Origin of the sequence: Streptomyces sp. H27-D2 (assembly GCF_035828615.1) — a bacterium.
Lineage (GTDB): Bacteria > Actinomycetota > Actinomycetes > Streptomycetales > Streptomycetaceae > Streptomyces.
In genome coordinates this window covers 1-26412 of record NZ_JAYMZR010000019.1, presented here as the reverse complement: position 1 = coordinate 26412, position 26412 = coordinate 1, and the positions used below count along the sequence as shown (strand labels likewise).

General features: G+C 70.2%; 26 protein-coding genes and 1 pseudogene. 22 read left to right on the top strand and 5 right to left on the bottom strand.

Going from position 1 to position 26412, the window contains the following annotated elements; all coding sequences use genetic code 11:
* Positions 1-155: 155 nt before the first annotated feature.
* The 17 genes from rpmE to QMK28_RS10460 all read left to right on the top strand — a co-directional run bounded on the left by rpmE (position 156) and on the right by QMK28_RS10460 (position 15968).
* A complete protein-coding gene (rpmE, locus tag QMK28_RS10540; RefSeq protein WP_326436804.1) occupies positions 156-383 on the top strand; it encodes a 50S ribosomal protein L31 in 228 nt (75 codons plus the stop codon).
* 109 nt (positions 384-492) lie between these two features.
* Positions 493-1572, top strand: a complete 1080-nt coding sequence (gene prfA, locus QMK28_RS10535; protein ID WP_326436803.1) for a peptide chain release factor 1 — start codon at positions 493-495, stop codon at positions 1570-1572.
* Positions 1573-1686: 114 nt separating this feature from the next.
* Positions 1687-2532 carry a peptide chain release factor N(5)-glutamine methyltransferase gene (gene prmC / locus QMK28_RS10530; protein ID WP_326436802.1) on the top strand — a complete coding sequence of 282 codons (846 nt, stop codon included), beginning with the start codon at positions 1687-1689 and terminating at the stop codon, positions 2530-2532.
* Between the two features lie 200 nt (positions 2533-2732).
* Positions 2733-3380, top strand: coding sequence for an L-threonylcarbamoyladenylate synthase (locus tag QMK28_RS10525; RefSeq protein WP_326436801.1), 648 nt, complete (start codon positions 2733-2735; stop codon positions 3378-3380).
* A gap of 28 nt (positions 3381-3408) precedes the next feature.
* Positions 3409-4104: an arsenate reductase/protein-tyrosine-phosphatase family protein gene (locus tag QMK28_RS10520; RefSeq protein ID WP_443050637.1), complete on the top strand. Its 696-nt coding sequence runs from the start codon at positions 3409-3411 to the stop codon at positions 4102-4104.
* A 176-nt stretch (positions 4105-4280) separates the two neighbouring features.
* Positions 4281-5630, top strand: a complete 1350-nt coding sequence (glyA, locus tag QMK28_RS10515; RefSeq protein WP_326436800.1) for a serine hydroxymethyltransferase — start codon at positions 4281-4283, stop codon at positions 5628-5630.
* A gap of 215 nt (positions 5631-5845) precedes the next feature.
* The gene (locus QMK28_RS10510; protein ID WP_326436799.1) at positions 5846-7213 is read left to right on the top strand and encodes an MraY family glycosyltransferase; all 1368 of its coding nucleotides are present in this window, start codon (positions 5846-5848) and stop codon (positions 7211-7213) included.
* Positions 7214-7469: 256 nt separating this feature from the next.
* Positions 7470-7907, top strand: a complete 438-nt coding sequence (locus QMK28_RS10505) for a hypothetical protein (RefSeq protein ID WP_326436798.1) — start codon at positions 7470-7472, stop codon at positions 7905-7907.
* Between the two features lie 279 nt (positions 7908-8186).
* The gene (gene atpB, locus QMK28_RS10500; RefSeq protein ID WP_326436847.1) at positions 8187-8981 is read left to right on the top strand and encodes a F0F1 ATP synthase subunit A; all 795 of its coding nucleotides are present in this window, start codon (positions 8187-8189) and stop codon (positions 8979-8981) included.
* 76 nt (positions 8982-9057) lie between these two features.
* Positions 9058-9312 (top strand): ATP synthase F0 subunit C, encoded by a 255-nt coding sequence (gene atpE, locus QMK28_RS10495; protein WP_326436797.1) that lies wholly within the window; start codon positions 9058-9060, stop codon positions 9310-9312.
* Positions 9313-9350: 38 nt separating this feature from the next.
* Positions 9351-9902 (top strand): F0F1 ATP synthase subunit B, encoded by a 552-nt coding sequence (locus QMK28_RS10490; RefSeq protein ID WP_326436796.1) that lies wholly within the window; start codon positions 9351-9353, stop codon positions 9900-9902.
* Entirely contained in the window at positions 9899-10714 is an 816-nt protein-coding gene (locus tag QMK28_RS10485; RefSeq protein ID WP_326436795.1) for a F0F1 ATP synthase subunit delta, read from the top strand. Before QMK28_RS10490 ends, QMK28_RS10485 begins: the two co-directional genes overlap by 4 nt.
* Before the next feature lie 150 nt (positions 10715-10864).
* Positions 10865-12457, top strand: coding sequence for a F0F1 ATP synthase subunit alpha (gene atpA / locus QMK28_RS10480; RefSeq protein ID WP_326436794.1), 1593 nt, complete (start codon positions 10865-10867; stop codon positions 12455-12457).
* Between the two features lie 23 nt (positions 12458-12480).
* Entirely contained in the window at positions 12481-13413 is a 933-nt protein-coding gene (locus QMK28_RS10475; protein WP_326436793.1) for a F0F1 ATP synthase subunit gamma, read from the top strand.
* A 4-nt stretch (positions 13414-13417) separates the two neighbouring features.
* Entirely contained in the window at positions 13418-14872 is a 1455-nt protein-coding gene (gene atpD, locus QMK28_RS10470; RefSeq protein WP_326436792.1) for a F0F1 ATP synthase subunit beta, read from the top strand.
* A 126-nt stretch (positions 14873-14998) separates the two neighbouring features.
* On the top strand, positions 14999-15382 hold the full coding sequence (locus tag QMK28_RS10465; RefSeq protein WP_326436791.1) for a F0F1 ATP synthase subunit epsilon: 384 nt from the start codon (positions 14999-15001) through the stop codon (positions 15380-15382).
* 136 nt (positions 15383-15518) lie between these two features.
* Positions 15519-15968, top strand: coding sequence for a DUF2550 domain-containing protein (locus tag QMK28_RS10460; RefSeq protein ID WP_326436790.1), 450 nt, complete (start codon positions 15519-15521; stop codon positions 15966-15968).
* Positions 15969-16139: 171 nt separating this feature from the next.
* On the opposite strand, the gene QMK28_RS10455 is transcribed toward QMK28_RS10460, so the two are convergent.
* The 3 genes from QMK28_RS10455 to QMK28_RS10445 all read right to left on the bottom strand — a co-directional run bounded on the left by QMK28_RS10455 (position 16140) and on the right by QMK28_RS10445 (position 20180).
* A complete protein-coding gene (locus QMK28_RS10455; RefSeq protein WP_326436789.1) occupies positions 16140-17996 on the bottom strand; it encodes a glycoside hydrolase family 18 chitinase in 1857 nt (618 codons plus the stop codon).
* 187 nt (positions 17997-18183) lie between these two features.
* Positions 18184-18858 (bottom strand): response regulator transcription factor, encoded by a 675-nt coding sequence (locus QMK28_RS10450; protein WP_326436788.1) that lies wholly within the window; start codon positions 18856-18858, stop codon positions 18184-18186.
* Complete coding sequence (locus tag QMK28_RS10445; RefSeq protein WP_326436787.1) at positions 18855-20180, bottom strand: sensor histidine kinase; 1326 nt, start codon at positions 20178-20180, stop codon at positions 18855-18857. Before QMK28_RS10445 ends, QMK28_RS10450 begins: the two co-directional genes overlap by 4 nt.
* 159 nt (positions 20181-20339) lie before the next feature.
* On the opposite strand from QMK28_RS10445, the gene QMK28_RS10440 reads away from it, so the two are divergent.
* Positions 20340-20957 carry a hypothetical protein gene (locus tag QMK28_RS10440; protein ID WP_326436786.1) on the top strand — a complete coding sequence of 206 codons (618 nt, stop codon included), beginning with the start codon at positions 20340-20342 and terminating at the stop codon, positions 20955-20957.
* A 138-nt stretch (positions 20958-21095) separates the two neighbouring features.
* Here QMK28_RS10440 and QMK28_RS10435 read toward each other — a convergent pair whose 3' ends face one another.
* Positions 21096-21668: a cob(I)yrinic acid a,c-diamide adenosyltransferase gene (locus tag QMK28_RS10435; RefSeq protein ID WP_326436785.1), complete on the bottom strand. Its 573-nt coding sequence runs from the start codon at positions 21666-21668 to the stop codon at positions 21096-21098.
* Positions 21669-21681: 13 nt separating this feature from the next.
* Positions 21682-21903 (bottom strand): annotated as a pseudogene (locus QMK28_RS10430) (ABC transporter permease); the annotation flags it as partial.
* On the opposite strand from QMK28_RS10430, the gene QMK28_RS10425 reads away from it, so the two are divergent.
* The 4 genes from QMK28_RS10425 to QMK28_RS10410 all read left to right on the top strand — a co-directional run.
* Positions 21887-22156 carry a hypothetical protein gene (locus tag QMK28_RS10425; RefSeq protein ID WP_326436784.1) on the top strand — a complete coding sequence of 90 codons (270 nt, stop codon included), beginning with the start codon at positions 21887-21889 and terminating at the stop codon, positions 22154-22156. The pseudogene QMK28_RS10430 and the gene QMK28_RS10425 overlap by 17 nt on opposite strands.
* 125 nt (positions 22157-22281) lie before the next feature.
* The gene (locus QMK28_RS10420; RefSeq protein ID WP_326436783.1) at positions 22282-23130 is read left to right on the top strand and encodes a 3-hydroxyacyl-CoA dehydrogenase family protein; all 849 of its coding nucleotides are present in this window, start codon (positions 22282-22284) and stop codon (positions 23128-23130) included.
* 169 nt (positions 23131-23299) lie between these two features.
* Complete coding sequence (locus tag QMK28_RS10415; RefSeq protein ID WP_326436782.1) at positions 23300-23641, top strand: STAS domain-containing protein; 342 nt, start codon at positions 23300-23302, stop codon at positions 23639-23641.
* A 297-nt stretch (positions 23642-23938) separates the two neighbouring features.
* Positions 23939-26412 (top strand): ATP-binding protein (locus QMK28_RS10410; RefSeq protein WP_326436781.1); only part of this gene is annotated, 2474 nt, incomplete at its 3' end.

Below are 26412 nucleotides of genomic sequence, written 5' to 3'. Positions count from 1 at the left end.
CCTCGGGCAGCTGTTTCATCCCGCCGGGAATATCTTCGGGAGCACCCCGGTTTGAGGAGTTGCGTGCAGTCCTGGCAGACTGGACCGCTGGTCCCGGTTCACGTAAGGCAACCCCGCCTCTACGACCCGGCGCCCTCCCGAATCTAGGAGCTCCCTTGAAGCGCGACATCCACCCCAATTACGTCGAGACCCAGGTCAGCTGTACCTGTGGCGCGGCGTTCACCACCTTCAGCACCGTCGCCGACGGTTCGATCCGTACCGACGTGTGCTCCGAGTGCCACCCGTTCTACACGGGCAAGCAGAAGATTCTCGACACCGGTGGCCGCGTGGCCCGCTTCGAGGCCCGCTTCGGCAAGGCCGCTGCCGGGTCCGCCCAGAAGTAGCGACCCGAAAGCGCCGGTCATCGGTCGCCCCTCACCCGGGGGTGACCGGACCGGCGCTTTGTCGTCGTACCGGCCGGTAACACTCCCACACCCATCCCAGGAGCTTCCGATGTTCGAGGCGGTCGAGGAACTGATCGGCGAACATGCCGACCTCGAAAAGCGGCTCGCCGACCCCGCGGTCCACGGTGACCAGCGGGAAGCGAAGCGACTCAACAAGCGTTACGCCGAGCTGACCCCGATCGTCGGCGCGTACCGCACCTGGAAGCAGTACGGGGACGACATCGAGACGGCCCGCGAGCTCGCCGCCGAGGAGCCCGAGTTCATGGCCGAGGCCAAGAGCCTGGAGAAGCAGCGCGAGGAGTTCACCGAACTGCTCCGGGTGCTGCTCGTCCCGCGCGACCCCAGCGACGACAAGGACGTCATCCTCGAGGTCAAGGCGGGCGAGGGCGGCGAGGAGTCGGCCCTGTTCGCCGGCGACCTGCTGCGGATGTACCTGCGCTACGCCGAGCGCGTCGGCTGGAAGACCGAGATCCTCGAAGCGAACGAGTCCGACCTCGGCGGCTACAAGGACGTCCAGGTCGCGGTGAAGACCAAGGGCGGCAACGGCGCGACCGAGCCCGGCCAGGGCGTCTGGGCGCGGCTCAAGTACGAGGGCGGGGTGCACCGCGTCCAGCGGGTGCCCGCGACCGAGTCCCAGGGCCGCATCCACACCTCGGCGGCCGGCGTGCTGGTCACCCCCGAGGCCGAGGAGGTCGAGGTCGAGATCGGCCCCAACGACCTGCGGATCGATGTCTACCGCTCGTCGGGACCCGGCGGCCAGTCCGTCAACACCACCGACTCCGCGGTGCGCATCACCCACCTGCCCACCGGCATCGTCGTCTCCTGCCAGAACGAGAAGAGCCAGCTCCAGAACAAGGAGCAGGCCATGCGCATCATGCGCTCCCGGCTGCTGGCCGCCCTCCAGGAAGAGGCCGAGAAGGAAGCGTCGGACGCCCGCCGCAGCCAGGTCCGTACCGTGGACCGCTCCGAGCGCGTGCGCACCTACAACTACGCGGAAAACCGGATCTCCGACCACCGCGTGGGCTTCAAGGCGTACAACTTGGACCAGGTGCTCGACGGAGAGCTCGACCCGGTCATCCAGGCGTGCGTCGACGCCGACTCCGCGGCCAAGCTCGCCGCGGCCCACTGAGCCGTCCGAGAACGCGGCTCCCGTCGGCCGCGGGACGTCGCTAGAGTCAGCCCGTCCCCGTCCCCGTCACTCGCCCAGTCAGCCGCCCCGTACGCCGTTAGCCGGAGGAACCGGATGAACCTGCTGCTCGCCGAGGTGGCCCAGGCCACCCAGCGGCTGGCCGACGCCGGCGTGCCCTCACCGCGTTTCGACGCGGAGGAGCTCGCCGCATTCGTGCACGGCGTCAAGCGTGGAGAGCTGCACGGCGTCGCGGACACCGAGTTCGACGCCCGCTACTGGGAGACGATCGCGCGCCGCGAGGCCCGCGAACCCCTCCAGCACATCACCGGGCGCGCCTTCTTCCGCTACCTGGAGCTCCAGGTCGGCCCCGGCGTCTTCGTGCCCCGCCCCGAGACGGAATCCGTCGTCGGCTGGGCCATAGACGCGGTACGGGCCATGGACGTCGTCGAACCGCTGATCGTCGACCTGTGCACCGGCTCGGCGGCCATCGCCCTCGCGCTCGCGCAGGAAGTGCCGCGCTCGCGCGTGCACGCCGTGGAGCTGGACGAGGGCGCCCTGCTGTGGGCCCGGAAGAACGTCGAGGGGTCCCGCGTCGTTCTGCACCACGGGAACGCGCTGACCGCGCTGCCCGAGCTCGACGGCCAGGTGGACCTGGTCGTCAGCAACCCGCCGTACATCCCACTGACCGAATGGGAGTACGTCGCCCCCGAGGCCCGCGACCACGACCCCGAGCTCGCGCTCTTCTCCGGCGAGGACGGCCTGGACACGATCCGCGGCATCGAGCGCACCGCCCACCGGCTGCTGCGTCCCGGAGGCGTCGTCGTCATCGAGCACGCGGACACCCAGGGCGGCCAGGTCCCGTGGATCTTCACCGAGGAGCGGGGCTGGGCCGACGCAGCCGACCACCCCGACCTGAACAACCGGCCCCGGTTCGCGACGGCGCGCAGGGCAATGCCATGACGACCATGACCGCCGAGACCGCCGAGACCGCCGAGACCGCCGAGACCGCCGAGACAGCCGTGACGGCCATGAAATTGACGACAGCTGTGTGGGCTGTGACGGCTGAGACAGCCGTGACAGCCCACCGCCCCCACGCATCACATCAGCCGGCATCGGCCCCGCGCCCGAGGTATCCGGCTCCGTCCGAGGAGGTCCGCTAGATGGCCCGGCGATACGACTGCAGCGACGCGACCGACCGCGCTACCGGTCTGCGCGAAGCCGCTTCCGCCGTCCGCCGCGGCGAGCTGGTCGTGCTGCCCACCGACACCGTCTACGGCATCGGTGCGGACGCGTTCAGCGCGGAGGCCGTCGGCGACCTCCTGGCGGCCAAGGGCCGTGGCCGGGGCATGCCCTCGCCCATCCTCGTCGGCTCCCCGAACACGCTGCACGGCCTGGTCACCGACTTCTCCGAGCAGGCGTGGGAGCTGGTCGACGCCTTCTGGCCTGGCGCGCTCACCCTGGTCGCCAAGCACCAGCCGTCGCTGACCTGGGACCTCGGGGAGACCCGTGGCACCGTCGCCGTACGGATGCCGCTGCACCCGGTCGCCATCGAGCTGCTGACCGAGTTCGGGCCGATGGCCGTCTCCAGCGCCAACCTCACCGGACACCCGTCCCCGCAGGACTGCGACGCGGCCCAGGACATGCTGGGCGACTCCGTCTCCGTTTACCTCGACGGCGGGCCCACGCCCGCCGCCGTACCCTCCTCGATCGTCGACGTCACCGGCAAGGTGCCGATGCTGCTGCGCGCGGGCGCCATCAGTGTCGAGCAGCTGCGGGAGGTCGTACCCGACATCGAGGTGTCGCCATGAGCGAAGCGAACAACGGGGGACAAGCACAGTGATCGCCCCCTTGGGGCGTGGCATAGCGGACGGCGACAGCGACCGCACGGGCGGCCCCGAAACCTTCCGCATCCTCCACGTCAGCACCGGCAACGTCTGCCGCTCACCGATCACCGAGCGGCTGACCCGGCACGGCTTCGCGGACCGCCTCGGCGGCTCCACCCAGGCTCTCGGCATAGAGAGCACCGAAGGCCTCATCGTCGAGAGCGCGGGCACCTGGGGCCACGAAGGGGCTCCGATGGAGGCCCACGCGGCGACCGTGCTCACCGACTTCGGCGCGGACCCGGCCGGCTTTCTCGGCCGCGAGCTGCTCGACGAGCACGTCATCCGTGCCGACCTCGTACTGACCGCGACCCGCGACCACCGCGCCCAGGTGATCTCGATGGGCCACTCGGCGGGACTGCGCACCTTCACGCTCAAGGAGTTCACCCGGCTGGTACGGGCCATAGACCCCGCGACGCTGCCCGACCCCGACTCGGCCGGCGGCGTGGTCGACCGCGCCCGCGTGCTGGTACGGGCCGCGGCGGCGCTGCGCGGCTGGCTGCTCGCCCCCAGCCCGGACGCCGACGAGGTCTACGACCCGTACGGCGCCCCGATCACCTACTTCCGCAGCGTCGGCGCCGAGATCAACACGGCCCTCGACCCGGTCATCACCGCCCTCACCGGCCGCCCGGCCCCGGCGCACCGCTGCTGAGCGGAACCCTTCAGCGGGGGTGTGGACAGGGGTACGCGCGCAGCGGCGGGCAGCCGGTAAGGGCGGGCCCGGCCGCCCCGGCCCGTTCGCCCCGCCCGGCCCCCCTCACACAGGGCATTCCCGCGTCGGCGCGCCTACAGTGGCAAGTGAGATCCACCTCACCCGGGGAGCCCGCGATGCCCGTGACAAAAGCCGCTCCAGCCCCCGCGGCCGATACCGCCCCCGTGCCCGCGTCGGAGCGCGCTGCCGCGCCCGAGGGCACGCCGGCAGCCGCAGCCGCGTCCCCCTACCGGGGCCCCGATTTCGACGCGCTGCGCAGACAGGACCCCGAGCTGTCGGGAATCCTGCTCGCCGAGCTGGAACGGCAGAGCAACGGCCTCCAGCTCATCGCGGCCGAGAACTTCACCTCGCCCGCCGTGCTGGCCGCCCTCGGGTCCCCGCTCGCCAACAAATACGCCGAGGGCTACCCCGGCGCCCGCCACCACGGCGGCTGCGAGCTCGTCGACCTCGCCGAGCGCATCGCCGTCGAACGGGCCAAAGCCCTGTTCGGCGCCGAACACGCCAACGTCCAGCCGCACTCCGGATCCTCGGCCGTCCTCGCCGCGTACGCGGCCCTGCTGCGCCCCGGCGACACCGTGCTGGCGATGGCGCTGCCGCAGGGCGGCCACCTCACGCACGGCTCCCCGGCGAACTTCTCCGGCCGCTGGTTCGACTTCGTCGGCTACGGGGTGGACCGCGCCACCGGCCTGATCGACTACGACCAGGTCCGCGCGCTGGCCCATGAGCACCGGCCCAAGGCCATCGTCTGCGGCTCCATCTCGTACCCCCGGCACCCCGACTACGCCGCCTTCCGGGAGATCGCCGACGAGGTCGGGGCGTACTTCATCGCGGACGCGGCGCACCCGCTCGGCCTGATCGCCGGGGGAGCGGCCCCCAGCCCGGTCCCGTACGCCGACGTGGTCTGCGCCACCACCCACAAGGTGCTGCGCGGCCCGCGCGGCGGCCTCCTGCTGTGCGGGGCGGACCTCGCCGGCCGGATCGACCGGGCGGTCTTCCCGTTCACCCAGGGCGGCGCCCAGATGCACGCCATCGCCGCCAAGGCCGTCGCCTTCGGTGAGGCCGCCACCCCCGCCTTCGCGGGCTACGCCCGTCAGGTGGTCTGCAACGCCCGGGTGCTCGCGGCCGCCCTCGAAGCCGAGGGCCTGACGATCACCACGGGCGGCACCGACACTCACATGATCACCGCCGACGTGGCCGCGCTCGGCCTCGACGGACGCACCGCCCGTGGCCGGTGCACCGCCGCCGGCATGGTGCTCGACACCTGCGCGCTGCCGTACGGAACCGGACCCCCCGGCTGCACCACCGGCGTCCGGCTCGGCAGCGCGGCGCTGACCACCCAGGGGATGGGGCAGGCCGAGATGGCGCGGATCGGGGTGCTGCTCGGCGGTGCGCTGCGCGAGGACGGCAAGGTGCGCTCGGAAGTCGCCGATCTGGTGCGGCGGTTCCCGCCCTACCCGGCCCCCTGACGACGCTCCGCCACGGCGCCGCGAGGCGCCCGGTGATCCAATACCGGAACCAATCAAGTGCGGTGATGCCGCTAGACTCCCTGCGAGGAGCCCCCTGTAGTGCCGCCTTTCAGCGGCGGCGGGCAGGATTTCCGTCTCTGACGCGCATCGGCGGGGCTCCGTACACCGAGGCCGGGGGCGTCCTGCGAGTCGAGTGAGTCGGATCGGGAGTGCCTGTGCGTGAGTACCTGATGGCGCTCTGCGTCACGGCCGCGGTCACCTATCTGTTGACCGGGCCGGCGCGGAAGTTCGCCATCGTGGCCGGCGCGATGCCGGAGATCCGGGCGCGCGATGTGCACCGGGAACCCACTCCGCGACTCGGCGGCGTGGCGATGTTCGGCGGCCTGTGCGCCGGGCTGCTGGTGGCCGCGCACCTGCCGAACCTCAAGGGCGTCTTCGAACTCTCCGCCGAACCAAGGGCGTTGCTCTCCGGTGCCGCCGTGATCTGGCTGCTCGGGGTGCTGGACGACAAGTGGGGCGTCGACGCGCTGATCAAGCTCGGCGGGCAGATGATCGCCGCCGGTGTGATGGTGCTCCAGGGTCTGACGATCCTGTGGATCCCGGTGCCCGGCGTCGGCTCCGTCTCGGTGACCCCCATGCAGGGCACGCTGTTGACGGTCGCGCTGGTCGTCATCACCATCAACGCCGTCAACTTCGTGGACGGACTCGACGGACTCGCTTCCGGCATGGTCTGCATCGCCGCGGCGGCCTTCTTCATGTACGCCTACCGCATCTGGTACGGCTACGGCATCGAAGCGGCGGCGCCCGCGACGCTCTTCGCCGCGATCCTGATGGGCATGTGCCTCGGCTTCCTGCCGCACAACATGCATCCGGCCCGCATCTTCATGGGCGACTCCGGATCCATGCTGATCGGCCTGGTACTGGCCGCGGGCGCCATCTCGATCACCGGCCAGGTGGACCCGGACGCGATGGCCCTGTTCGCCGGCGGCCAGACGGAGGCCGTGCACGCGACGGTCCCGGTCTACATTCCACTCCTGCTGCCCCTCACGGTGCTGATCGTCCCGGTCGCGGACCTGGTCCTCGCCATCGTCAGGCGCACCTGGAACGGCCAGTCCCCCTTCGTCGCGGACCGCGGCCACCTGCACCACCGCCTCCTGGAGATCGGCCACTCGCACAGCCGGGCCGTCCTGATCATGTATTTCTGGTCGGCGCTCATCGCCTTCGGCGCGGTGGCCTACTCGGTCAACTCGGCCAGCGTCTGGATCGTCCTGCTCGTCGTCGCGCTCAGCGCGGTGGGCCTCCTCCTGCTGCTGCTGCCCCGCTTCACCCCGCGGGTGCCGCTCTGGGCGCAGCACTTGGTGCCGCCGCGGTACCGGCGGCGGGCACGCGCCGAGGAGTCCGACGTCCCGGTGCCGGAGGCGTCCGAAGGGGCGGAAGGCGCCGAGGCCGCGGAAGGCGCCGAGGCCGCGGAAGGTGACGGAGCCGCTGAACGGGAGCCGGTGCCGGCCGGGCCGCACGGGGCGACCGCCATCGGCCGGCACCCGCGCTTCGCCGATGGGCCCAAGAGCAACACCCACCACTGATTTTGGTGCAGTTGGCCACATAGCAGACATCTGCCAACCAGTCAGTTCGGCTCTCGGCTTTTAGCCCGCACGTGTGACGGGCAGCACACTTTGTAGGTAAAGACCTCATCAAATAGTTTGTGATATCGTTCACGAAACCCGGTGAAAGAGCCGAAGGACCGTAGTGCGATGGTCCTTCGTCGCTAAGTCCTCTTCGCTCCCGGGGATACGCTCGTCCCCGACGACCCCTGCTTCCGACTCCCGCCGGAGACCCCTTATGCAGTCCAACGACGCCCGAATGCTCCTGAGTTGCGTAGTGCCGGCTGCCGTTGCCGGCGCCGTCGCCGTTGCAATCGGCGGTGCACTCGCGGGCGGCGAAGGGGCGATCGGCGCGGTCTTCGGCACAGTCGTCGTGATCCTGTTCATGGGCCTGGGGATGGTCGTGCTCCAACGCACCGCCAGCTCGTTGCCGCATCTGTTCCAGATGATGGGGCTCCTGCTCTACACGACGCAGATCCTGCTGATGGCGGTCTTTCTCGCGGTCTTCAAGGACACGACACTCTTCAACCCAAAGGCGTTCGCGTTCACACTTCTCGCGACGACCCTGGTGTGGATCGGGTGCCAGGCACGTGCGTATATGAAGGCCAAGATCTTGTACGTGGAACCTGAATCCGCCGACGTGAACGCGCCTGCGGCCAACGGCTCGACGGCGTGATGTGTAGGCCCGGGATAAAAGCGTGCTCGAGCGCCTGCTATCGTCCGGTGCCAACTGCGGCACAGCGGGCGCGGGCGGCTGAGTTCCTGAGTTCCCCGGGACCGTATCGGCAGGCCATGCAGCTGCTGCCTGCCAGGTCGTTCGGCTCAGCGCCGACCAGCCGCCCCCCTATCCGTATAACCAGTCCAGTGCCGACCCGCGGCTCCGTGCCGCGCCGACACAACGAGGTTGCCGTACCTATGCGCCACGCTGAAGGAGCTCGCGGTGAGTGCTGACCAAATGCTCGCCTTCGAGACCGATTGCCACATCTTCTCTGGGTGCGGCTTTGAGGCCCCGGGCCTCCACTCGTTCCTCTTCAAGCCGATTGCCACCGTCGGCGGCTTCGAGTTCAACAAGCCGATGCTGTTGGCTCTGCTGACCACGGTTGTCGTCGTCGTCTTCTTCTGGGTGGCGTTCGGCAAGGCGAAGGTGGTGCCGGGCAAGGTCCAGATGATCGGCGAGGCGGGTTACGACTTCGTTCGCCGCGGAATCGTCTACGAAGCCCTCGGCAAGAAGCAGGGCGAGAAGTACGTCCCGCTCATGGTCTCGCTGTTCTTCTTCGTGTGGATCATGAACCTCTGGTCGATCATTCCGATCGCTCAGTTCCCGGTGACGTCGATCATCGCCTTCCCGGTGGTGCTCGCCCTGATCGTCTACGTCCTCTGGATGTACCTGACGTTCTCGAAGCACGGCTTCATCGGCGGCCTGAAGAACATCACCGGCTACGACAAGTCGCTGGGCCCTGTTCTTCCGCTGGCGATGTTCATCGAGTTCTTCTCGAACGTGCTCGTGCGGCCCTTCACCCACGCGGTCCGACTCTTCGCGAACATGTTCGCCGGTCACCTGCTGATCCTGATGTTCACCATCGCCAGCTGGTACCTGCTGAACGGCATCGGTATCGCTTACGCCGGTGTCTCGTTCGTCCTGACGATCGTGATGACCGCCTTCGAGCTGTTCATCCAGGCTGTCCAGGCGTACGTCTTCGTACTGCTGGCGACCAACTACGTGCAGGGCGCGCTCGCCGAGCCCCACTGAGCGCCCCGCCTACCCAGCCCAAATGACGTCCGGTGGACAACCCCCATCGGTCCGTGACAGAGAAGGAAGTAACGGCATGTCCGCTGCTCTCGAAATGGTCAACCTCGCCGCAGGCAAGGGTGTCTCCGGCTCCCTCGGCTCGATCGGCTACGGCCTCGCAGCCATCGGCCCCGGCATCGGCGTCGGAATCGTCTTCGGTAACGGCACCCAGGCGCTGGCCCGCCAGCCCGAGGCCGCCGGCCTGATCCGGCAGAACCAGATCCTCGGCTTCGCCTTCTGTGAGGCGCTCGCCCTCATCGGTCTGGTCATGCCGTTCGTCTACGGCACGTGATCGCGAAGTACTGACCGTTTTCGAAGAAAGGCATTGATGTGAACGCCCTGGTACTGATGGCGGAGGGGAAGGAAAACCCCCTCATCCCGCCGATCCCAGAGCTGGTCATCGGCCTGGTCGCCTTCGCTATCGTCTTCTTCTTCCTCGCGAAGAAGCTCCTTCCGAACATCAACAAGGTTCTGGACGAGCGTCGCGCGGCCATCGAAGGCGGCATGGAGAAGGCCGAGGCCACCCAGGCCGAGGCTCAGCAGGTTCTCGAGGACTACCGGGCTCAGCTTGCTGACGCCCGCCACGAGGCCGCTCGCCTGCGCCAGGAGGCGCAGGAGCAGGGTGCCGCGCTCATCGTTGAGATGCGCGCGGAGGGTCAGCGGCAGCGTGAGGAAATCATCGCTGCCGGGCACACCCAGATCGAGGCCGACCGCAAGCAGGCCGCGCACTCGCTGCGTCAGGACGTCGGCAAGCTCGCCGTCGACCTGGCCGGCAAGATCGTCGGCGAGTCGCTCGATGATCACGCCCGGCAGAGCCGCACCATCGACCGCTTCCTCGACGGACTTGAGGACAGCGCGACGAAGGCAGAGGCCGGCCGATGAACGGAGCGAGTCGCGAGGCGCTCGCCTCCGCGCGTGAGGGTCTCGACGCGCTGACGGACAACACGTCCGTCGACGTGGCGGAGCTCGCCGCGGAGCTGGCGGCTGTCACCGCTCTGCTCGACCACGAGGTGTCGCTGCGACGGGTCCTCACCGACCCGTCGCAGCCGAGCGAGGCCAAGGCCGAGCTGGCCGGGCGACTGCTGGGCGGCCAGGTGGGCGGCGAAGCCGTCGATCTGGTGTCCGGCATGGTCCGGTCCCGCTGGTCGCGCTCGCGCGACCTCGTGGACGCGGTCGAGGAGCTGGCGAACTCCGCCGATCTCGTCGCCGCGCAGCGGGCGGGCGTCCTCGACAACGTGGAGGACGAGGTGTTCCGGTTCGGCCGGATCGTCGCGTCCAACCCGGACCTGAGGGCGGCACTGACCGACCGGCGTGCGGACGACGCGGCCAAGACGGAGCTGCTGCGCAGCCTGCTGGGCGGCCGCGCCGAGGCGACGACCGAGCGCCTTGTGGTGCGCCTTGTGGCACAGCCGCGGGGACGTAGCCTGGAACCGGGGCTCGAAGCCCTCTCCAAGCTGGCCGCGGAGCGCCGGGACCGGATGGTCGCGGTGGTGTCGTCCGCGGTGCCGCTCAGCGACCAGCAGAAGCAGCGCCTCGGCGCCGCTCTGGCGAAGCTGTACGGCCGGCAGGTGCACCTGAACCTCGACGTGGACCCCGAGGTCCTCGGCGGGACCACGGTGCGGGTCGGCGACGAGGTCATCAACGGCACCATCGCGGACCGCCTCGACGGGGCGGCCCGACGGATGACCGGCTGACCAGCCCAACTCAACACGCCTAAAGCTTCAACGCTTAAAAGTACGGAAGACGGCCCAGTTGGGCCGTAGCCGCTGCGATATCCCGGGGGAGTCCCCCGGGAGGCCAGCAGCAAAAGACTTCGGGCCCAACAAGGAGAGCAGGGAACCCAGATGGCGGAGCTCACGATCCGGCCGGAGGAGATCCGGGACGCACTGGAGACCTTCGTCCAGGCGTACAAGCCGGACGCGGCCTCGCGCGAGGAGGTCGGTACGGTCAGCGTGGCCGGCGACGGAATCGCCAAGGTGGAGGGTCTTCCCTCCGCGATGGCGAACGAGCTGCTGAAGTTCGAGGACGGGACCCTGGGTCTCGCCCTGAACCTGGAAGAGCGCGAGATCGGCGCGGTCATCCTCGGCGAGTTCAGCGGCATCGAAGAGGGTCAGCCGGTGCGGCGCACCGGTGAAGTCCTCTCCGTCGCCGTGGGCGAGGGCTACCTGGGTCGCGTCGTCGACCCGCTCGGTGCCCCGATCGACGGACTCGGCGAGATCGAGACCGACGGCCGTCGCGCCCTTGAGCTGCAGGCCCCGGGCGTCATGGTGCGTAAGTCGGTGCACGAGCCGATGGAGACGGGCCTCAAGGCCGTCGACGCGATGACCCCGATCGGCCGCGGCCAGCGACAGCTGATCATCGGCGACCGCCAGACGGGCAAGACCGCCCTGGCCGTCGACACGATCATCAACCAGCGCGACAACTGGCGTTCCGGCGACCCGAAGAAGCAGGTTCGCTGCATCTACGTCGCCATCGGCCAGAAGGGCTCCACCATCGCGTCCGTTCGCGGTGCGCTGGAGGAGGCGGGCGCCCTGGAGTACACGACGATCGTCGCGGCTCCGGCATCCGACCCGGCCGGCTTCAAGTACCTCGCCCCGTACACCGGTTCGGCCATCGGCCAGCACTGGATGTACCAGGGCAAGCACGTCCTGATCGTCTTCGACGACCTCTCGAAGCAGGCCGACGCCTACCGCGCCGTGTCCCTGCTGCTGCGTCGTCCGCCGGGACGCGAGGCGTACCCGGGTGACGTCTTCTACCTGCACTCGCGTCTGCTGGAGCGCTGCGCGAAGCTCGGCGACGAGCTCGGTTCCGGTTCGATGACCGGTCTGCCGATCGTCGAGACCAAGGCGAACGACGTGTCGGCGTTCATTCCGACCAACGTCATCTCGATCACCGACGGCCAGTGCTTCCTGGAGTCCGACCTGTTCAACTCGGGCGTCAAGCCCGCGCTGAACGTCGGCATCTCGGTCTCGCGTGTCGGTGGCTCCGCGCAGCACAAGGCCATGAAGCAGGTTTCCGGCCGACTGCGCATGGACCTCGCCCAGTACCGTGAGCTGGAGGCGTTCGCCGCCTTCGGTTCCGACCTGGACGCGGCCTCGAAGGCGTCGCTGGAGCGCGGCAAGCGCATGGTGGAGCTGCTCAAGCAGGGCCAGTACGCGCCGTACTCGACCGAGAAGCAGGTCGTCTCCATCTGGGCCGGCACCACCGGCAAGATGGACGATGTGCCGGTCGAGGACATCCGACGCTTCGAGCGCGAGCTCCTGGACTACCTGGGGCGCGAGCACAAGGGTCTGATGAACAGCATTGTCGAGGGCGGCAAGATGTCCGACGACACCATTCAGGCGCTGACCGACGCCGTCGCCACCTTCAAGCTGCAGTTCGAGACCTCGGACGGCCAGCTTCTCGGCGACGACGCTCCGGCCGGCGCCTCGAAGTGACGACGACGGAAAGGACCTGATCCATGGGAGCCCAGCTCCGGGTCTATAAGCGCCGTATCCGCTCCGTCACCTCGACCAAGAAGATCACCAAGGCGATGGAGATGATCGCCGCCTCGCGCATCGTCAAGGCACAGCGCAAGGTGACGGCGTCGGCACCGTACGCGACCGAACTCACCCGCGCGGTGACGGCGGTCGCGACCGGTTCCCATACCAAGCACGCCCTGACCACCGAGGTCGAGAAGCCGACCCGGTCCGCGGTCCTGCTCGTCACGAGCGACCGCGGTCTGGCCGGCGGATACTCCTCGAACGCCATCAAGGCGGCGGACCAGCTCATCGAGCGGCTGCGCGCGGACGGCAAGGAGGTCGACTCGTACATCGTCGGCCGCAAGGGTGTCGCCTACTACGGTTTCCGCGAGCGCAAGGTCGTGGAGTCGTGGACCGGTTTCACCGACAGCCCGAGCTACGCGGACGCCAAGGCGATCGCCGGCCCGCTGATCGCGGCTGTCCAGCAGGACACGGCCGACGGCGGCGTGGACGAGCTGTACATCGTCTTCACCGAGTTCGTCTCGATGATGACGCAGCTGCCGGTCGACAAGCGGCTGCTGCCGCTCAGCTTCGACCAGCCGGCCGAGGCCGCGGCCGAGGGCGAGAAGCCGGCCAAGAGCGGCGAAATTCTGCCGCTGTTCGACTTCGAGCCGTCGGCGGAGGGCGTGCTCGACGCCCTGCTGCCGCGATACGTCGAGAGCCGGATCTACAACGCGTTGCTGCAGTCGGCTGCTTCCGAGCACGCCGCCCGCCGCCGCGCGATGAAGTCCGCGACCGACAACGCCGGAGATCTCATCAAGTCGCTCTCGCGGCTTGCCAACGCGGCCCGACAGGCCGAAATCACCCAGGAAATCAGCGAGATCGTCGGTGGCTCTAGCGCCCTGGCCGACGCCTCCGCGGGGAGTGACTAGACATATGACCACCACTGTTGAGACGGCTGCTCCAACCGGCGTGGCCACCGGCCGCGTCGCGCGGGTCATCGGCCCGGTCGTCGACGTGGAGTTCCCCGTCGACGCGATGCCGGAGCTCTACAACGCGCTGCACGTCGAGGTAGCCGACCCCGCCGAGGACGGCGCCCTCAAGACGCTGACCCTCGAAGTCGCCCTGCACCTGGGCGACGGCGTGGTCCGTGCGATCTCGATGCAGCCCACCGACGGTCTGGTCCGCCAGGCCCCGGTGACCGACACCGGCCAGGGCATCACGGTGCCCGTCGGCGACATCACCAAGGGCAAGGTGTTCAACACCCTTGGCAAGATCCTGAACGAGCCGGAGGCCGAAGCTCAGATCACCGAGCGCTGGCCGATCCACCGCAAGGCTCCGGCCTTCGACCAGCTCGAGTCCAAGACCGAGATGTTCGAGACCGGCCTGAAGGTCGTCGACCTGCTGACCCCGTACGTCAAGGGCGGCAAGATCGGTCTGTTCGGCGGTGCGGGCGTCGGCAAGACCGTCCTCATCCAGGAAATGATCATGCGTGTGGCGAAGCTGCACGACGGCGTTTCCGTGTTCGCCGGTGTCGGCGAGCGCACCCGTGAGGGCAACGACCTCATCGAAGAGATGAAGGAATCGGGCGTTCTCGAGAAGACCGCCCTGATCTTCGGCCAGATGGACGAGCCCCCGGGCACCCGTCTTCGGGTCGCGCTGTCCGCGGTGACCATGGCGGAGTACTTCCGCGATGTTCAGAAGCAGGATGTGCTGCTCTTCATCGACAACATCTTCCGCTTCACCCAGGCCGGCTCCGAGGTCTCCACGCTGCTCGGCCGCATGCCGTCCGCGGTGGGCTACCAGCCGACCCTGGCGGACGAGATGGGTGTGCTCCAGGAGCGCATCACCTCGACCCGCGGTCACTCGATCACCTCGATGCAGGCGATCTACGTGCCGGCGGACGACCTGACCGACCCGGCCCCGGCGACGACCTTCGCGCACTTGGACGCGACGACCTCGCTGTCGCGTCCGATCTCGGAGAAGGGCATCTACCCGGCGGTCGACCCGCTGGACTCGACGTCCCGCATCCTGGACCCGCGCTACATCGCGCAGGACCACTACGACACGGCCAGCCGCGTCAAGGGCATCCTGCAGAAGTACAAGGACCTCCAGGACATCATCGCGATCCTCGGTATCGACGAGCTGGGCGAGGACGACAAGCTCGTCGTCCACCGTGCCCGTCGCATCGAGCGCTTCCTGTCGCAGAACACCCACGCGGCGAAGCAGTTCACCGGTCTCGACGGTTCCGATGTGCCGCTCGACGAGTCCATCGTCGCGTTCAACTCCATCGCTGACGGGGAGTACGACCACTTCCCGGAGCAGGCGTTCTTCATGTGCGGTGGCATCGAGGACCTGAAGGCGAACGCCAAGAACCTCGGCGTTTCCTGAGCCTCGTGCTCGAAGCGGTTCAGGGGCGGGCCCGCCCGCCCCTGAACCGCCCGCCCGTTATTCTTTCCACCCCAGTTGTTTTTCTGGACTCCCGCTTCACGGCGGGTGGAGACCCGAGGAGCCATCGTGGCTGAGCTGCACGTCGAGTTGGTCGCCGCCGACCGCAAGGTCTGGTCGGGCGAAGCCTCCTTGGTCGTCGCGCGCACGTCATCGGGCGACATCGGCGTCATGCCGGGGCACCAGCCGCTGCTCGGCGTGCTGGAGTCCGGCCCGGTGACGATCCGTACGACCGGTGAGAGCGGCGAGGGAACCGTGGTCGCCGCGGTGCACGGCGGTTTCCTGTCGTTCGCCGACAACAAGCTTTCCCTGCTGGCCGAGATCGCGGAGCTTTCCGACGAGATCGACGTCCAGCGTGCCGAGCGTGCGCTCGAGCGTGCCAAGTCGGACACGGACGCCGCGGCCGAGCGCCGCGCGGACGTCCGGCTGCGAGCGGTGACGGGCGTGCACTGAGCCCGGAACCGACAGGAACGGCCATCAGCCGCGGACCGCACTGGAAATCTCCAGGGTGGTCCGCGGCTGAGGCGATGCGGGTGGCAGTGTGTTGGTATGGGGAAGTCCCATACCCGAGGCGAGGAGGTCGGTGGAGATGATCCTCGCTCTGTATGTGAGCGGCGCGGTCGTATTGCTCGTACTGCTGGGGCTCTTCGTCTTCGGTCTGCGCAGACGGCTGATCCAGCGGTCCGGCGGCACGTTCGACTGCAGCCTGCGCTGGAACGTCGCCGACCCGGAGCCGGAGCCCGGCGGCAAGGGCTGGGTGTACGGCGTCGCGCGGTACAACAGTGACCGGATCGAGTGGTTCCGGGTCTTCTCGTACGCCCCCCGGCCGCGCCGTGCGCTGGAGCGCGCCTCCATCGAGGTCGTCGAGCGCCGCACGCCGCAGGGGGAGGAGGAGCTCGCGCTGCTCTCCGACGCGGTCGTGCTCACCTGTCGGCACCGCGGCACCCGGCTGGAACTGGCGATGAGCGATGACGCGCTGACCGGGTTCCTCGCCTGGCTGGAAGCGGCCCCGCCGGGCCAGCGGGTGAACGTGGCGTAGCGCCCCTCCCGCACTGGCCGCCGGCCGCACGCGCACAGCCCGTACAACCGCGTGTCCCGTGACAGCCGAGTGCCGGGGAGACGGGGGCGGTCCGTCTCCCCGGCGGTCTGCCGGCGGTGCGTGCTGCTGCTCGCGTGCCGCTCGCGCTGTGCGTGCTTCGTGTCGCTCGTGCTACTTGAGACCGCTGTCGATCGCGGTGATCAGCTCGCCGTTGGCGGTGTCGCCGCTGAACTCCCAGAAGAATGAGCCCTTGAGGCCCTGGGACTTCACGTAGCCCATCTTCCCGGCGATGGTGCTCGGGGTGTCATAGCTCCACCACTGGTTGCCGCAGTGCGCGTACGCGGTGCCCGCGACGGTGCCGGTGGACGGACAGCGGGTCTTGAGCACCTTGTAGTCCTCGATGCCCTGCTCGTACGTCCCCGGAGCCGGCCCGGTGGCGGTGCCGCCCGGTGCGCTCTGGGTGACGCCGGTCCAGCCGCGGCCGTAGAAGCCGATGCCGAGCAGCTGTTTGTTCGCCGGGACGCCCTGCGTCTTGAGTTTCTGGATCGCCGCGTCCGAGTTGAAGCCGGCCTGCGGGATGCCGTCGTAGGCCCGGAGCGGGGAGTGCGGGGCGGTCGGGCCCTGTGCGGCCCAGGCGCCGAAGAAGTCGTACGTCATCACGTTGTACCAGTCGGCGTACTGGGACGCTCCGGCGTAGTCGGTCGCGTCGATCTTGCCGCCGGACGAGCCGTCGGCCGTGATCGCGGCGGTGACCAGGTTGTTCGAGCCGAACCTGCTCCGCATCGCCTGCATCATGTTCTTGAAGGCGGCCGGTCCGCTGGTGTCGCAGCTCAGGCCGCAGGCGTTGGGGTACTCCCAGTCGATGTCGATGCCGTCGAAGACGTCCGCCCAGCGCGGGTCCTCGACCAGCTTGTAGCAGGAGTCGGCGAAGGCGGCCGGGTTCTTGACGGCCTCGGTGAAGCCGCCGGACCAGGTCCAGCCGCCGAACGACCACAGGATCTTGATGTTCGGGTACTGCTGCTTGAGCTTGCGCAGCTGGTTGAAGCTGCCGCGCAGCGGCTGGTCCCAGGTGTCGGCCTTGCCGTCGACGCTGCTCGCCGCGTCGTACGCCTTGTCGTAGTCGGCGTAGGAGTCGCCGATCTGGCACTTGCCGCCGGTGACGTTGCCGAAGGCGTAGTTGATGTGCGTCAGCTTGGCGGCGGAGCCGCTGGTGACCAGGTTCTTGACGTGGTAATTGCGCCCGTAGACGCCCCAGTTGGTGAAGTAGCCGAGCTTGACCTTGTCGCCGGGCCCGGGGTTCCCGCCGCCGCCGGTGGTGTGCACGGCTCGGGCGCCGCTGGACGGGCCGACCTGGTCGGCGGTGTCGCGGGCCTTGACCGTGTAGCTGTAGTCGCCGCCGGCGCTCAGGCCCGTGTCGGTGTAGGAGGTCGTGGTGACGGTCGCGACCTTGGCGCCGTCGCGGAGCACGTCGTAGTTCTTGACGCCCTTGTCGTCGGTGGCCGCGGTCCAGGAGAGCTTGACCGAGGTGTCCTTGATGTCACTGGCGGCCGGGGTGCCGGGGGCGCTCGGCGGGCTGTCGCCGGGGGTGGAGCCGCCGTCGCAGGAGCCGCCGTTCAGCTTGCAGCCGCTCGGGCTGCCGCTGCCGGCGCCGTTGAAGCCGAAGCTGGCGCTTGCGCCGGGGGCGAGGGTGCCGTTCCAGCCGAGGTTCTTGGCGGTCGAGTGGCCGCCGGAGCTGGTGATCGAGGCGTCCCAGAAGGAGCCGACGGTGGTGCCGGAGGGGAAGTCCCACTCGACGGTCCAGCTGTTGATCGTGGTGGTGCCGGTGTTCTTGACCGTCCACTTGCCTTCGAAGCCCGAGCCCCAGTCGGAGACCTTGGTGTAGGTGGCGGTCGCGGACTCGGCGGCCTGTGCGGGGGAGGCCATGACGACGAGTGCGGCGACGGGGAGCAGCAGGGCGATGAGCGCCGCGGTGGTTCTGGATCTGAACCGCTTGGTGCTTTGTATGCGTCTTAGGGTTCCAGGTCTCAAGGGAGCTCCCGAGCTCGATCCGAAAAAACAGGGGAACCTGCGCCGCCCGGCGAGCGCGCCGGGTTGAAGCGCGCTCACCGCAAGTTGTAGGGGGAGAGTAAAGAGGTCTGGACCACCGGTCAATAGGTCTGGACCAGATCGCCGCAGGGTGCGTCCGGGGTGTCCGGGGTGCGTCCGGGGCCGCGGCTCAGCGGCCGCAGATCCCCAACTCCTGCGCCAGCACTGCCGCTTGGACCCGGCTGCGCAGCTCCAGCTTGGCCAGCAGCCTGCTGACGTGCGTCTTCACGGTCGCCTCCGCCATGTCCAGCTTGACCGCGATCTCCGCGTTCGAGTGCCCCTCACCAAGGCAGGACAGCACTTCGCGCTCCCGCCGGGTGAGCGCGTCGAGCACCGTCAGGTCCGGCTCCAGTGCGGATCGAGCGCCGCGCGGCCGGGAGAACTCGGCGATCAGCCGACGGGTCACGGCGGGCGCGATCATGCCCTCGCCGGCCGCCACTGTCCGTACCGCCCCGATCAGGGTGGCCGCGTCGCTGTCCTTGAGCAGAAACCCGGCGGCTCCGGCGCGCAGCGCGCCGAAGACGTACTCGTCGAGGTCGAAGGTGGTCAGGACCAGGACGTCGGCCGACTGCTCGGCGACGACCTGCCGGGTGGCCGAGACGCCGTCCAGGCGCGGCATCTGCACATCCATCAGCACCAGATCGGGACGCAGCTCGCGGGCGAGCCGGACCGCCTGCTCGCCGTCCGCGGCCTCTCCGACCACCTCGATGTCGTGCACGCCGTCGCGCTGCGCGCTGCCCAGGATCAGCACCAGCCCGGCGCGTACGGCGGACTGGTCCTCGGCCACGACTACCCGGATGCTCATGTGCGCCTGGTCCCCTCTTCGGCGGGCAGCGCGGCCCGCACCTGCCAGATCTTCGCGTCGCCGTCGCCGTCGCCATCGTCGGCGGCGACGGCGACGGTGGGGCCTGGGCCCGCCCCGCCCCAATCCGTCCCGTCCGGCCCGGAGCCGACCGGGCCCGCCTCGAATTCGCCGCCCAGCAGCGCGACCCGCTCCGCCATCCCGACCAGCCCCGCGCCGGAGCCCGGCGCGCGGGGGCCGGGGCGCTCGCCGTACGGGCTGCGCACCCGGACGGTGAGCCGGCCGCCCCCGGCCTCGAACCCCAGCCGTACGCGCACCTCGCCGGGCGCGGCGTGCTTGAGCGCGTTGGTCAGCGACTCCTGGACGATGCGGTAGGCGGCCAGCTCGACCGGCGCGGGCAGCCGGGGGGCCGGTTCCTGGGCGTCCTGCGCGCCGGGTGAGGCAGCGGCCGGGGCCGTCCGGGCGTCCTCCAGGGTGAAGCTCAGGCCGCTGCCGGAGCCGTTCGTCCTGGCCAGGTCGAGCAGCGCGTCGAGGCCGTCGAGGGCGGGAGCCACGGCTGGCGCCTCGTCGTCGCCCGCCTGCCGCAGCAGGCCGATCAGGCGGCGCATTTCGGCCAGCCCCTGGACGCTGTTCTCACGGATGACGGTCAGCGCCGTCAGGCTGGCCGCCGGGTCGCCGATGGACAGCGCGGCGGTGGAGTGGATGGCGATCGCGGAGAGGTGGTTGGCGACCATGTCGTGCAGTTCGCGGGCCATCCGGGTGCGCTCCGCGATGATCGCCTCGCGGCGGTCCATCTCGGCGAGCAGCGCGGTCTGCCCGGCGCGCAGCCGCTCGGCCTCCGCGGTCTCCCGGTGCTGCCGGATGATCAGCGCGGTCCAGACCGGGGCGACGGTGATCAGGGCGGTGCCGAGGCCGATCAGCAGAGCCTGCGGATCCCGGTAGACCGCGACCGGGACGATGGTCGCGAGCACGGTGACCAGCACGCTGACGCGGGGGATGCGGCGGGCGGCGGCCGGGCTGCCGTAGAGCACGGCCGCGTATATCAGGTCGGTGAACATCACGACGGTGGCGATCAGGCTGCCGGTGCAGATGTCCAGCGTGAGCGCGAGGGTCGCGATGGCCAGGCCGAGCCGGGGGGCGGTACGGCGCAGCAGCTCGGCCCCCGACATGGCGAGCAGCGCCACCAGGGTGAGCGACTTCGGCAGCCCCGACTGGACCGGCGAGCCGACCAGGCCGAGCGCCCACAGCGCCAGTCCGCCGAGCAGCCCGGCGGCGGCGATGAGCACGTCGTCCCGGTGCGGGCGGCCGAGCCGCGGCGATGGCATGGCTCCATCACAACACGGGCGGCGGCGGGCGGGCGTCCGCTCGCGGGACGGCCGGCGCGGGGCGCGCTACATCGAAGGATGCAGTGCCGGATCATCGGGCCGCACGACGCGCGGGGCCGGATCGGCGGCGAGGCTGAAGGGGATCGAAAGGAGATTCCCGTGATCGTCACCATGATCATCGTGTGCGAGGTGGGCTTCTGGGTGCTGCTCGTCGGCGGCCTGAGCGCGCGCTATCCGCTCAAGATGCCGCGCACGGGCGCCGCGGTGCTGATGTGCGAGCCACTGCTGGAGTTGCTGCTGCTGATCGTGACGGCGATTGACCTGAAGAACGGTGCGACCGCCGACCATAAGCACGGCCTCGCCGCCGTCTACATCGGCTTCTCGCTCGCCTACGGGCGCTACCTGGTGAATTGGGCGGACCAGCGGTTCGCGCACCGGTTCGCGGGCGGCCCCAAGCCCGTCAAGCCGCCGAAGTACGGCATGGCGCGGGCGAAGCACGAGTGGAAGCAGTCGGCCAGGACGGTACTGATGGCGGCCATCGCCGTCGTGCTGCTACAGATCGCGATCTGGTACGTGGGCGCGCCGGAGCGGACCGAGGCGCTGGTGGGGTGGCAGGCGAAGATGGGCCTCGTGAGCGCGATCGTGCTGGTCATCGCGGTCAGCTACACGGTGTGGCCGAGGCCGGAGCGGGGCTCCGGCCGTGACTCCTGGGTCGACAAGCCCGCGGCCTCCGCGGCCGAGCGGATCGCGGAAGCCCGTAAGAGGATCGGGCTGTAGTGCGGTGACCGTTGACCGGGTCCGCCGGTGCGTGGGTGTCCTCAGCTGGTGGACGGGTGTCCTCAATCGCCGGACGGGCTAAATTTTTAGCCCGTCCGGCGATTGAGGACAGCCTGGGCGTCGGCCGCCGCCCCAGGCTCACCGCTCCCCGCCAGGAACCCAAAGCACGTCCCCGACCTCCTTGTTGGCCGCGCGGGCCAGGATGAACAGGAGGTCGGAGAGGCGGTTGAGGTACGTCGCGGTGAGTGGGTTCATGACATCCGCGTGCACCTCCAGCGCCGCCCAGGTGGAGCGCTCCGCGCGCCGGACGACCGTGCACGCCTGGTGCAGCAGCGCCGCGCCCGCCGTGCCGCCGGGGAGGATGAAGCTGCGCAGCTTCTCCAGGTCCTCCAGGAAGTGGTCGCAGTCGCCCTCCAGCTTGTCGATGTACGACTGCTCGACGCGCAGCGGCGGGAACTCGGGGGCCTCGGCCACCGGGGTGGCGAGGTCCGCGCCCACGTCGAACAGGTCGTTCTGCACTCGGAGCAGGACCTTGGCGATGTCCTCCGGCAGCGAGCCGAGGGCGAGGGCCATGCCGATCGCGGCGTTCGCCTCGTTCGCGTCGGCGTACGCGGAGATCCGCGAGTCGGTCTTCACGGTGCGGCTCATGTCGCCGAGGGCGGTGGTGCCGGTGTCCCCGGTGCGGGTGTAGATGCGCGTCAGATTGACCATGAGTCGAGCGTAGCTACGCACCGGCCCGGCGGAAGACGCGTGTGCCGACTGTCACGGAGACAGCCGCCGGCGCGAGGGCGACCAGCGTGCCCTGGAGCATCGCCGCGCTCGCGTAGTCGCCCACGAACGCGGAGCGGATGGCGTCCACGACGTAGCGCAGCGGCATGGCGTGCGAGACCGCGTCCAGCCGGCCGGGGCCGACCGTGATCGGGAGCAGGATGCCGGAGAGCAGCACCACCGCCTCGCACAGCACCCGGCCCATCAGGAGCGCCGACCGGCTGACCGGGGTGACGAACGACCCGATGCCCGAACTCGTCGCGGGGCAGCTCGGCTGGCTCCAGAACGCCGTCATCCGGGGCGTCAACTGTGCGATCCGGGAGGGGCGCGGGGTCAACGCCGCTTCGCGTGCCGTGCTGGACAAACTGGACCAGATGGAGGAGCTGCTCAGCGAAAAGGTCCTCAACTACGCGACGCGGTCCGCCGAATGAGGCAGTCCGGTGTGATGTCCGTCATCTGAGACGTGACGCGCATCTCTTAGCGCCCAACGGTCCCCTCACGGACGCTAGGGTCCGCCGAAGAGGCGTAATCGCACAGGTGCTTAAGGGGACAAGCAGTGGCCAGGAAGCTCGCCGTCATCGGAGCCGGACTCATGGGGTCCGGTATCGCGCAGGTCTCCGCCCAGGCGGGCTGGGACGTCGTGCTGCGGGATGTCACCGACGCGGCGCTGCGGCGCGGCAAGGACGGCATCGAGGCGTCGTTCGCGAAGTTCGTCGCCAAGGGCAGGCTGGACTCCGCCGTCGCCGAGCAGGCGCTGGCCCGCATCACCACGACCACCGACATGGACGCCGCGGCCGACGCCGACATCGTCGTGGAGGCCGTGTTCGAGAAGGTCGAGATCAAGCAGGAGATCTTCCGGACACTCGACGGGCTGGTGAAGGACGACGCGGTACTCGCCTCCAACACCTCCGCGATCCCGATCACCAAGATCGCGGCGGCCACCCGGCGGCCGGAGCGGGTCGTCGGCGCGCACTTCTTCTCGCCCGTCCCGATGATGCAGCTGTGCGAACTCGTCCGCGGCTACAAGACGAGTGACGAAACCCTCGCGAGCGCCCGCGCGTTCGCCGAGGACATCGGCAAGACCTGCATCGTCGTCAACCGCGACGTCGCCGGCTTCGTGACCACCCGGCTGATCTCCGCGCTCGTCGTCGAGGCGGCCAAGCTGCACGAGTCCGGGGTGGCCTCGGCCGAGGACATCGACATCGCCTGCAAGCTGGGCTTCGGCCACGCGATGGGCCCGTTGGCCACGGCCGACCTGACGGGCGTCGACATCCTGCTGCATGCCACCGAGAACATCTACACCGAGTCGCAGGACGAGAAGTTCGCACCGCCGGAGAGCATGCGCCGGATGGTCGACGCGGGCGACATCGGTCGGAAGAGCGGACAAGGCTTCTACAAGCACTGACATCGGCTCACCCGAGAGGGTGAATTCGGTATCGGTTCGCTCACGGACGGCAACTTTGTCGCATGAGGGCAGTCAGTTGAGTGAAGGCAGTTACTTGACGGCTTGACGGCTTGCGACCCACCGACGCAACGACGGCATCACGCAGCCGGCACCGACTACGGGAGCGCGTATGTATATCAGGGGCGAGCACGCCGAGCTGGTCGTCGGGGGCCGCCTCGACGTCCGGAGCGCGGCGGACGCCCGAGCGGTCCTGCACACCGCCATCGACTCCGGTCGTGGCGACCTCGTGCTGGACCTGACCGAGCTGGACTCCTGGGATGCCACCGGCCTCGGCGTGATCATGGGCGCGCACCGCCGGGCGGGCCGGGCCGGCCGACGGCTCGTGCTGCGCGGCGTACCCGCCCGGATGCAGCGCCTGCTGGTCGCCACCAAGCTGCACCGCATCCTGGCGATCGAAGGGGGCCTGGCCGTGGGGGCCGGCCTGGAGGCCGAAGCGATGCCGCGGGTCTGACCCGGGGCCGGAGCGGGGGAGCCCGGCCCGGGACGTATGCCGTGATCTTTTGCGCGATTCCCGGCCGTGATCCTCCGCCGGGATCCTCACAAGACTGTGACGTCCCGGACAGCGCGACCCCCCACCTGTTCGTAGATACTGTGCGAAGGTTTAGGGTTCGGTTCCCGCTGTATGCCGACAGCCCGCGGTGGACGCCAGACCAGAAGCGACGGCCGGGGGCGCCCCCGGCCGAAGGCTGGGGAGTGCGCACAGGCCGGGAGAGCCGACGGCACGCGACGCATCTGGGGGGCTTTGACCATGGACCCGAACAACCACCGGGGACCTGACGCATACGGCGATCAGGGACACCCCGCCCGCGAGAGCGACGGCGGCGGTCCGCCCCAGGCGCACGAAGCCGCGACGTCCGGCTACGGCGGCCAGCAGACCCCGCCGGGCGGCCCGGCCCGCACGGTCCAGCTCATCTCGGGCGACTATCTGCTCACCGTCAACCCGGTCGACGGCAGCGAGATAGAGCCCTGCCCGCCCGGCGGACAGCCCCGGCAGCCCGAGCGGCACAGCCCCGAGGCGCGCGAGGAACGGCGCCGCGCCGCCGCCCCGCCGGTGCCACCGGGCCCGGCCGGCCCCGAGCTGCCACTGCTGGAGCGCGGCGAAGAGCGCGAGCGGCTGCTGCGACTGCTCGGCCGCGGCCGGTCCGTACGCCTCACCGGCCCCTCCGGCTCCGGGCGCAGCGTGCTGCTCGACGCCCTCGCCGCCGACTGCGCCGGACTCGCTCCGGACGGCGTCATCCGGCTGTCCGGCTACCACCGCACCCCCACCGACCTGCTGCACGAGCTGCACGCCGCCGTCTTCGACTCCCCGCTGCACCGCCTCGACCGGCCGCAGCTGCTGGAGACGCTGCACCGGATCGGCGCGGTCGTCGTCCTGGACGACCTCGAATTCGGCGGCAGCGGCCTCGAAGAGCTGCTCGACGCGACGCCCGAGTGCGCCTTCCTGATCTCGGCCACCCCCGAGGTCGCGCCGCCCTCCGTCGACTCGCACCTCGAAGAGGTCTTCCTCGCCGGTCTCAGCCGGACCGGCTGCCTGGAGCTGCTGGAGCGGGCCGCACACCGCCCGCTGGCCGAGGACGAGGCGCGCTGGGCCGCCGACCTGTGGTTCGAGTCCGAAGGGCTGCCGCTGCGCTTCGTCCAGGCCGCCGCGCTGCTGCGGCAGCGCGACGAGCTGCGCGCCGACCCGGAGACCTTCGACGAGGACGGGGTCTACGCGGACCAGCCGTACGACCTGCCCTTCGACGCGGGCGACCCGCACGACGTACCGCTGCCCACGCTCGCCGAGGGCGCCGCGCCCGCCGCGCTGCTGGCCTCCCGGCTCACCGGGGCGGCCCGCGACACGCTGCGCTTCGCCGTCGCGCTCGGCGGCGAGTGCCCGCACCAGGCGCACCTGCCCGCGCTCGCCGGGGACACCCACGCGGACGCCGCGCTCGGCGAACTGCTCGGCTGCGGCCTGGTCACCCCGGTCGGCACGCACTACCGGCTGGCGGCCGGCGTCGCCGGCCAGCTGGCCGGCACCGAGTACGCGGACGACGCGGGCGAGCGGGCACGCGCCGCCGCCCAGCACTACGCCTGGTGGGCCGGGCACCCGTCCGTCACACCGGAGCGGGCAGCCGCCGAGTCGGACGCCGTGCTCGCCGCGATGGGCGCGCTGCTGAGCCGGCCCGGCGACCTGACGGCGGGGCACCCCAGCGCCGCCGTGCTGCTGGCCCGCACGGCAGCCCCCGCGTTCGCGGCGGCGCTGCACTGGAGCGCCTGGGAGCGTGCCCTGCGGTCCGGCCAGGAGGCCGCCAGGCTGTCCGGCGAGGTCGCCGAAGAGGCGTACTTCCACCATGAGTTGGGCGTTCTGGCGCTGTGCGCCGGACACCTGGAGCGGGCGCGCGCCGAGCTGGAGGCATCCATCGCGTTGCGTGGGGCGCTCGCGGACCGGCGCGGGGCGATAGCGGGGCGGCGGGCGCTGGCCCTGGTGGAGGACCGCTCCGGCGGCTTCGTCCAGGAGCCGCTCGCCGCCGCGGTCGGCGAAGAGGTGCCGGACGCGCGCAACGAGGAGTCGGCGTCGCCGCCCGGCGGCGTACCGGCCGCCTTCGCCTTCCCGCCGCTCGATCCGTCCGAGGGCACGGTCGTCACCCGGCTCGGGGCGGACGGCTCGGCCTCCGGCCGGACCGAGGGCGGCAAGGCCGCGGCCGGCCGGAAAGCCGGCGCGGGCAGTGTCGGGAAGCGCGCGCTGCTGATCACCGGAGCGCGCCGCAACATGGTCGCGGCGGGCGCGGGGGCGCTGCTCGCGGCCGTGCTCGGCACGGTGGTGACGCTGGGCGCGATGTCCGACAGCCCGGATGACCAGGCGCCGGGCGGCAAGGTGAAGTCGGAACAGTCCGCCGAGGAGGGACGCGGCGGCGACGGCCTGACCGCCGACGAGCCGGCGCAGGACTCCACGGCCAGGCCGGGCCCGGGGCGGAGCGTCGCGCCGGGGGACAGCGGCAAGCCCTCGTCCTCCCCCTCCAAGTCGCCCGACGCCTCGGACAGCGCTGACCCGGACGACTCCGGCACGCCGTCGGACGACCCGACCGGGCCGAGCGACAAGCCCACCGAGCCGACGGCCGAGCCGACGAAACCGACGGACAAGCCGACGAAGCCCACCACTTCGCCGACGAAGCCGCCGACCAAGCCGCCGACGGACCCGCCGACCGATCCGACCGATCCGCCAACCGACCCGACGGATAATCC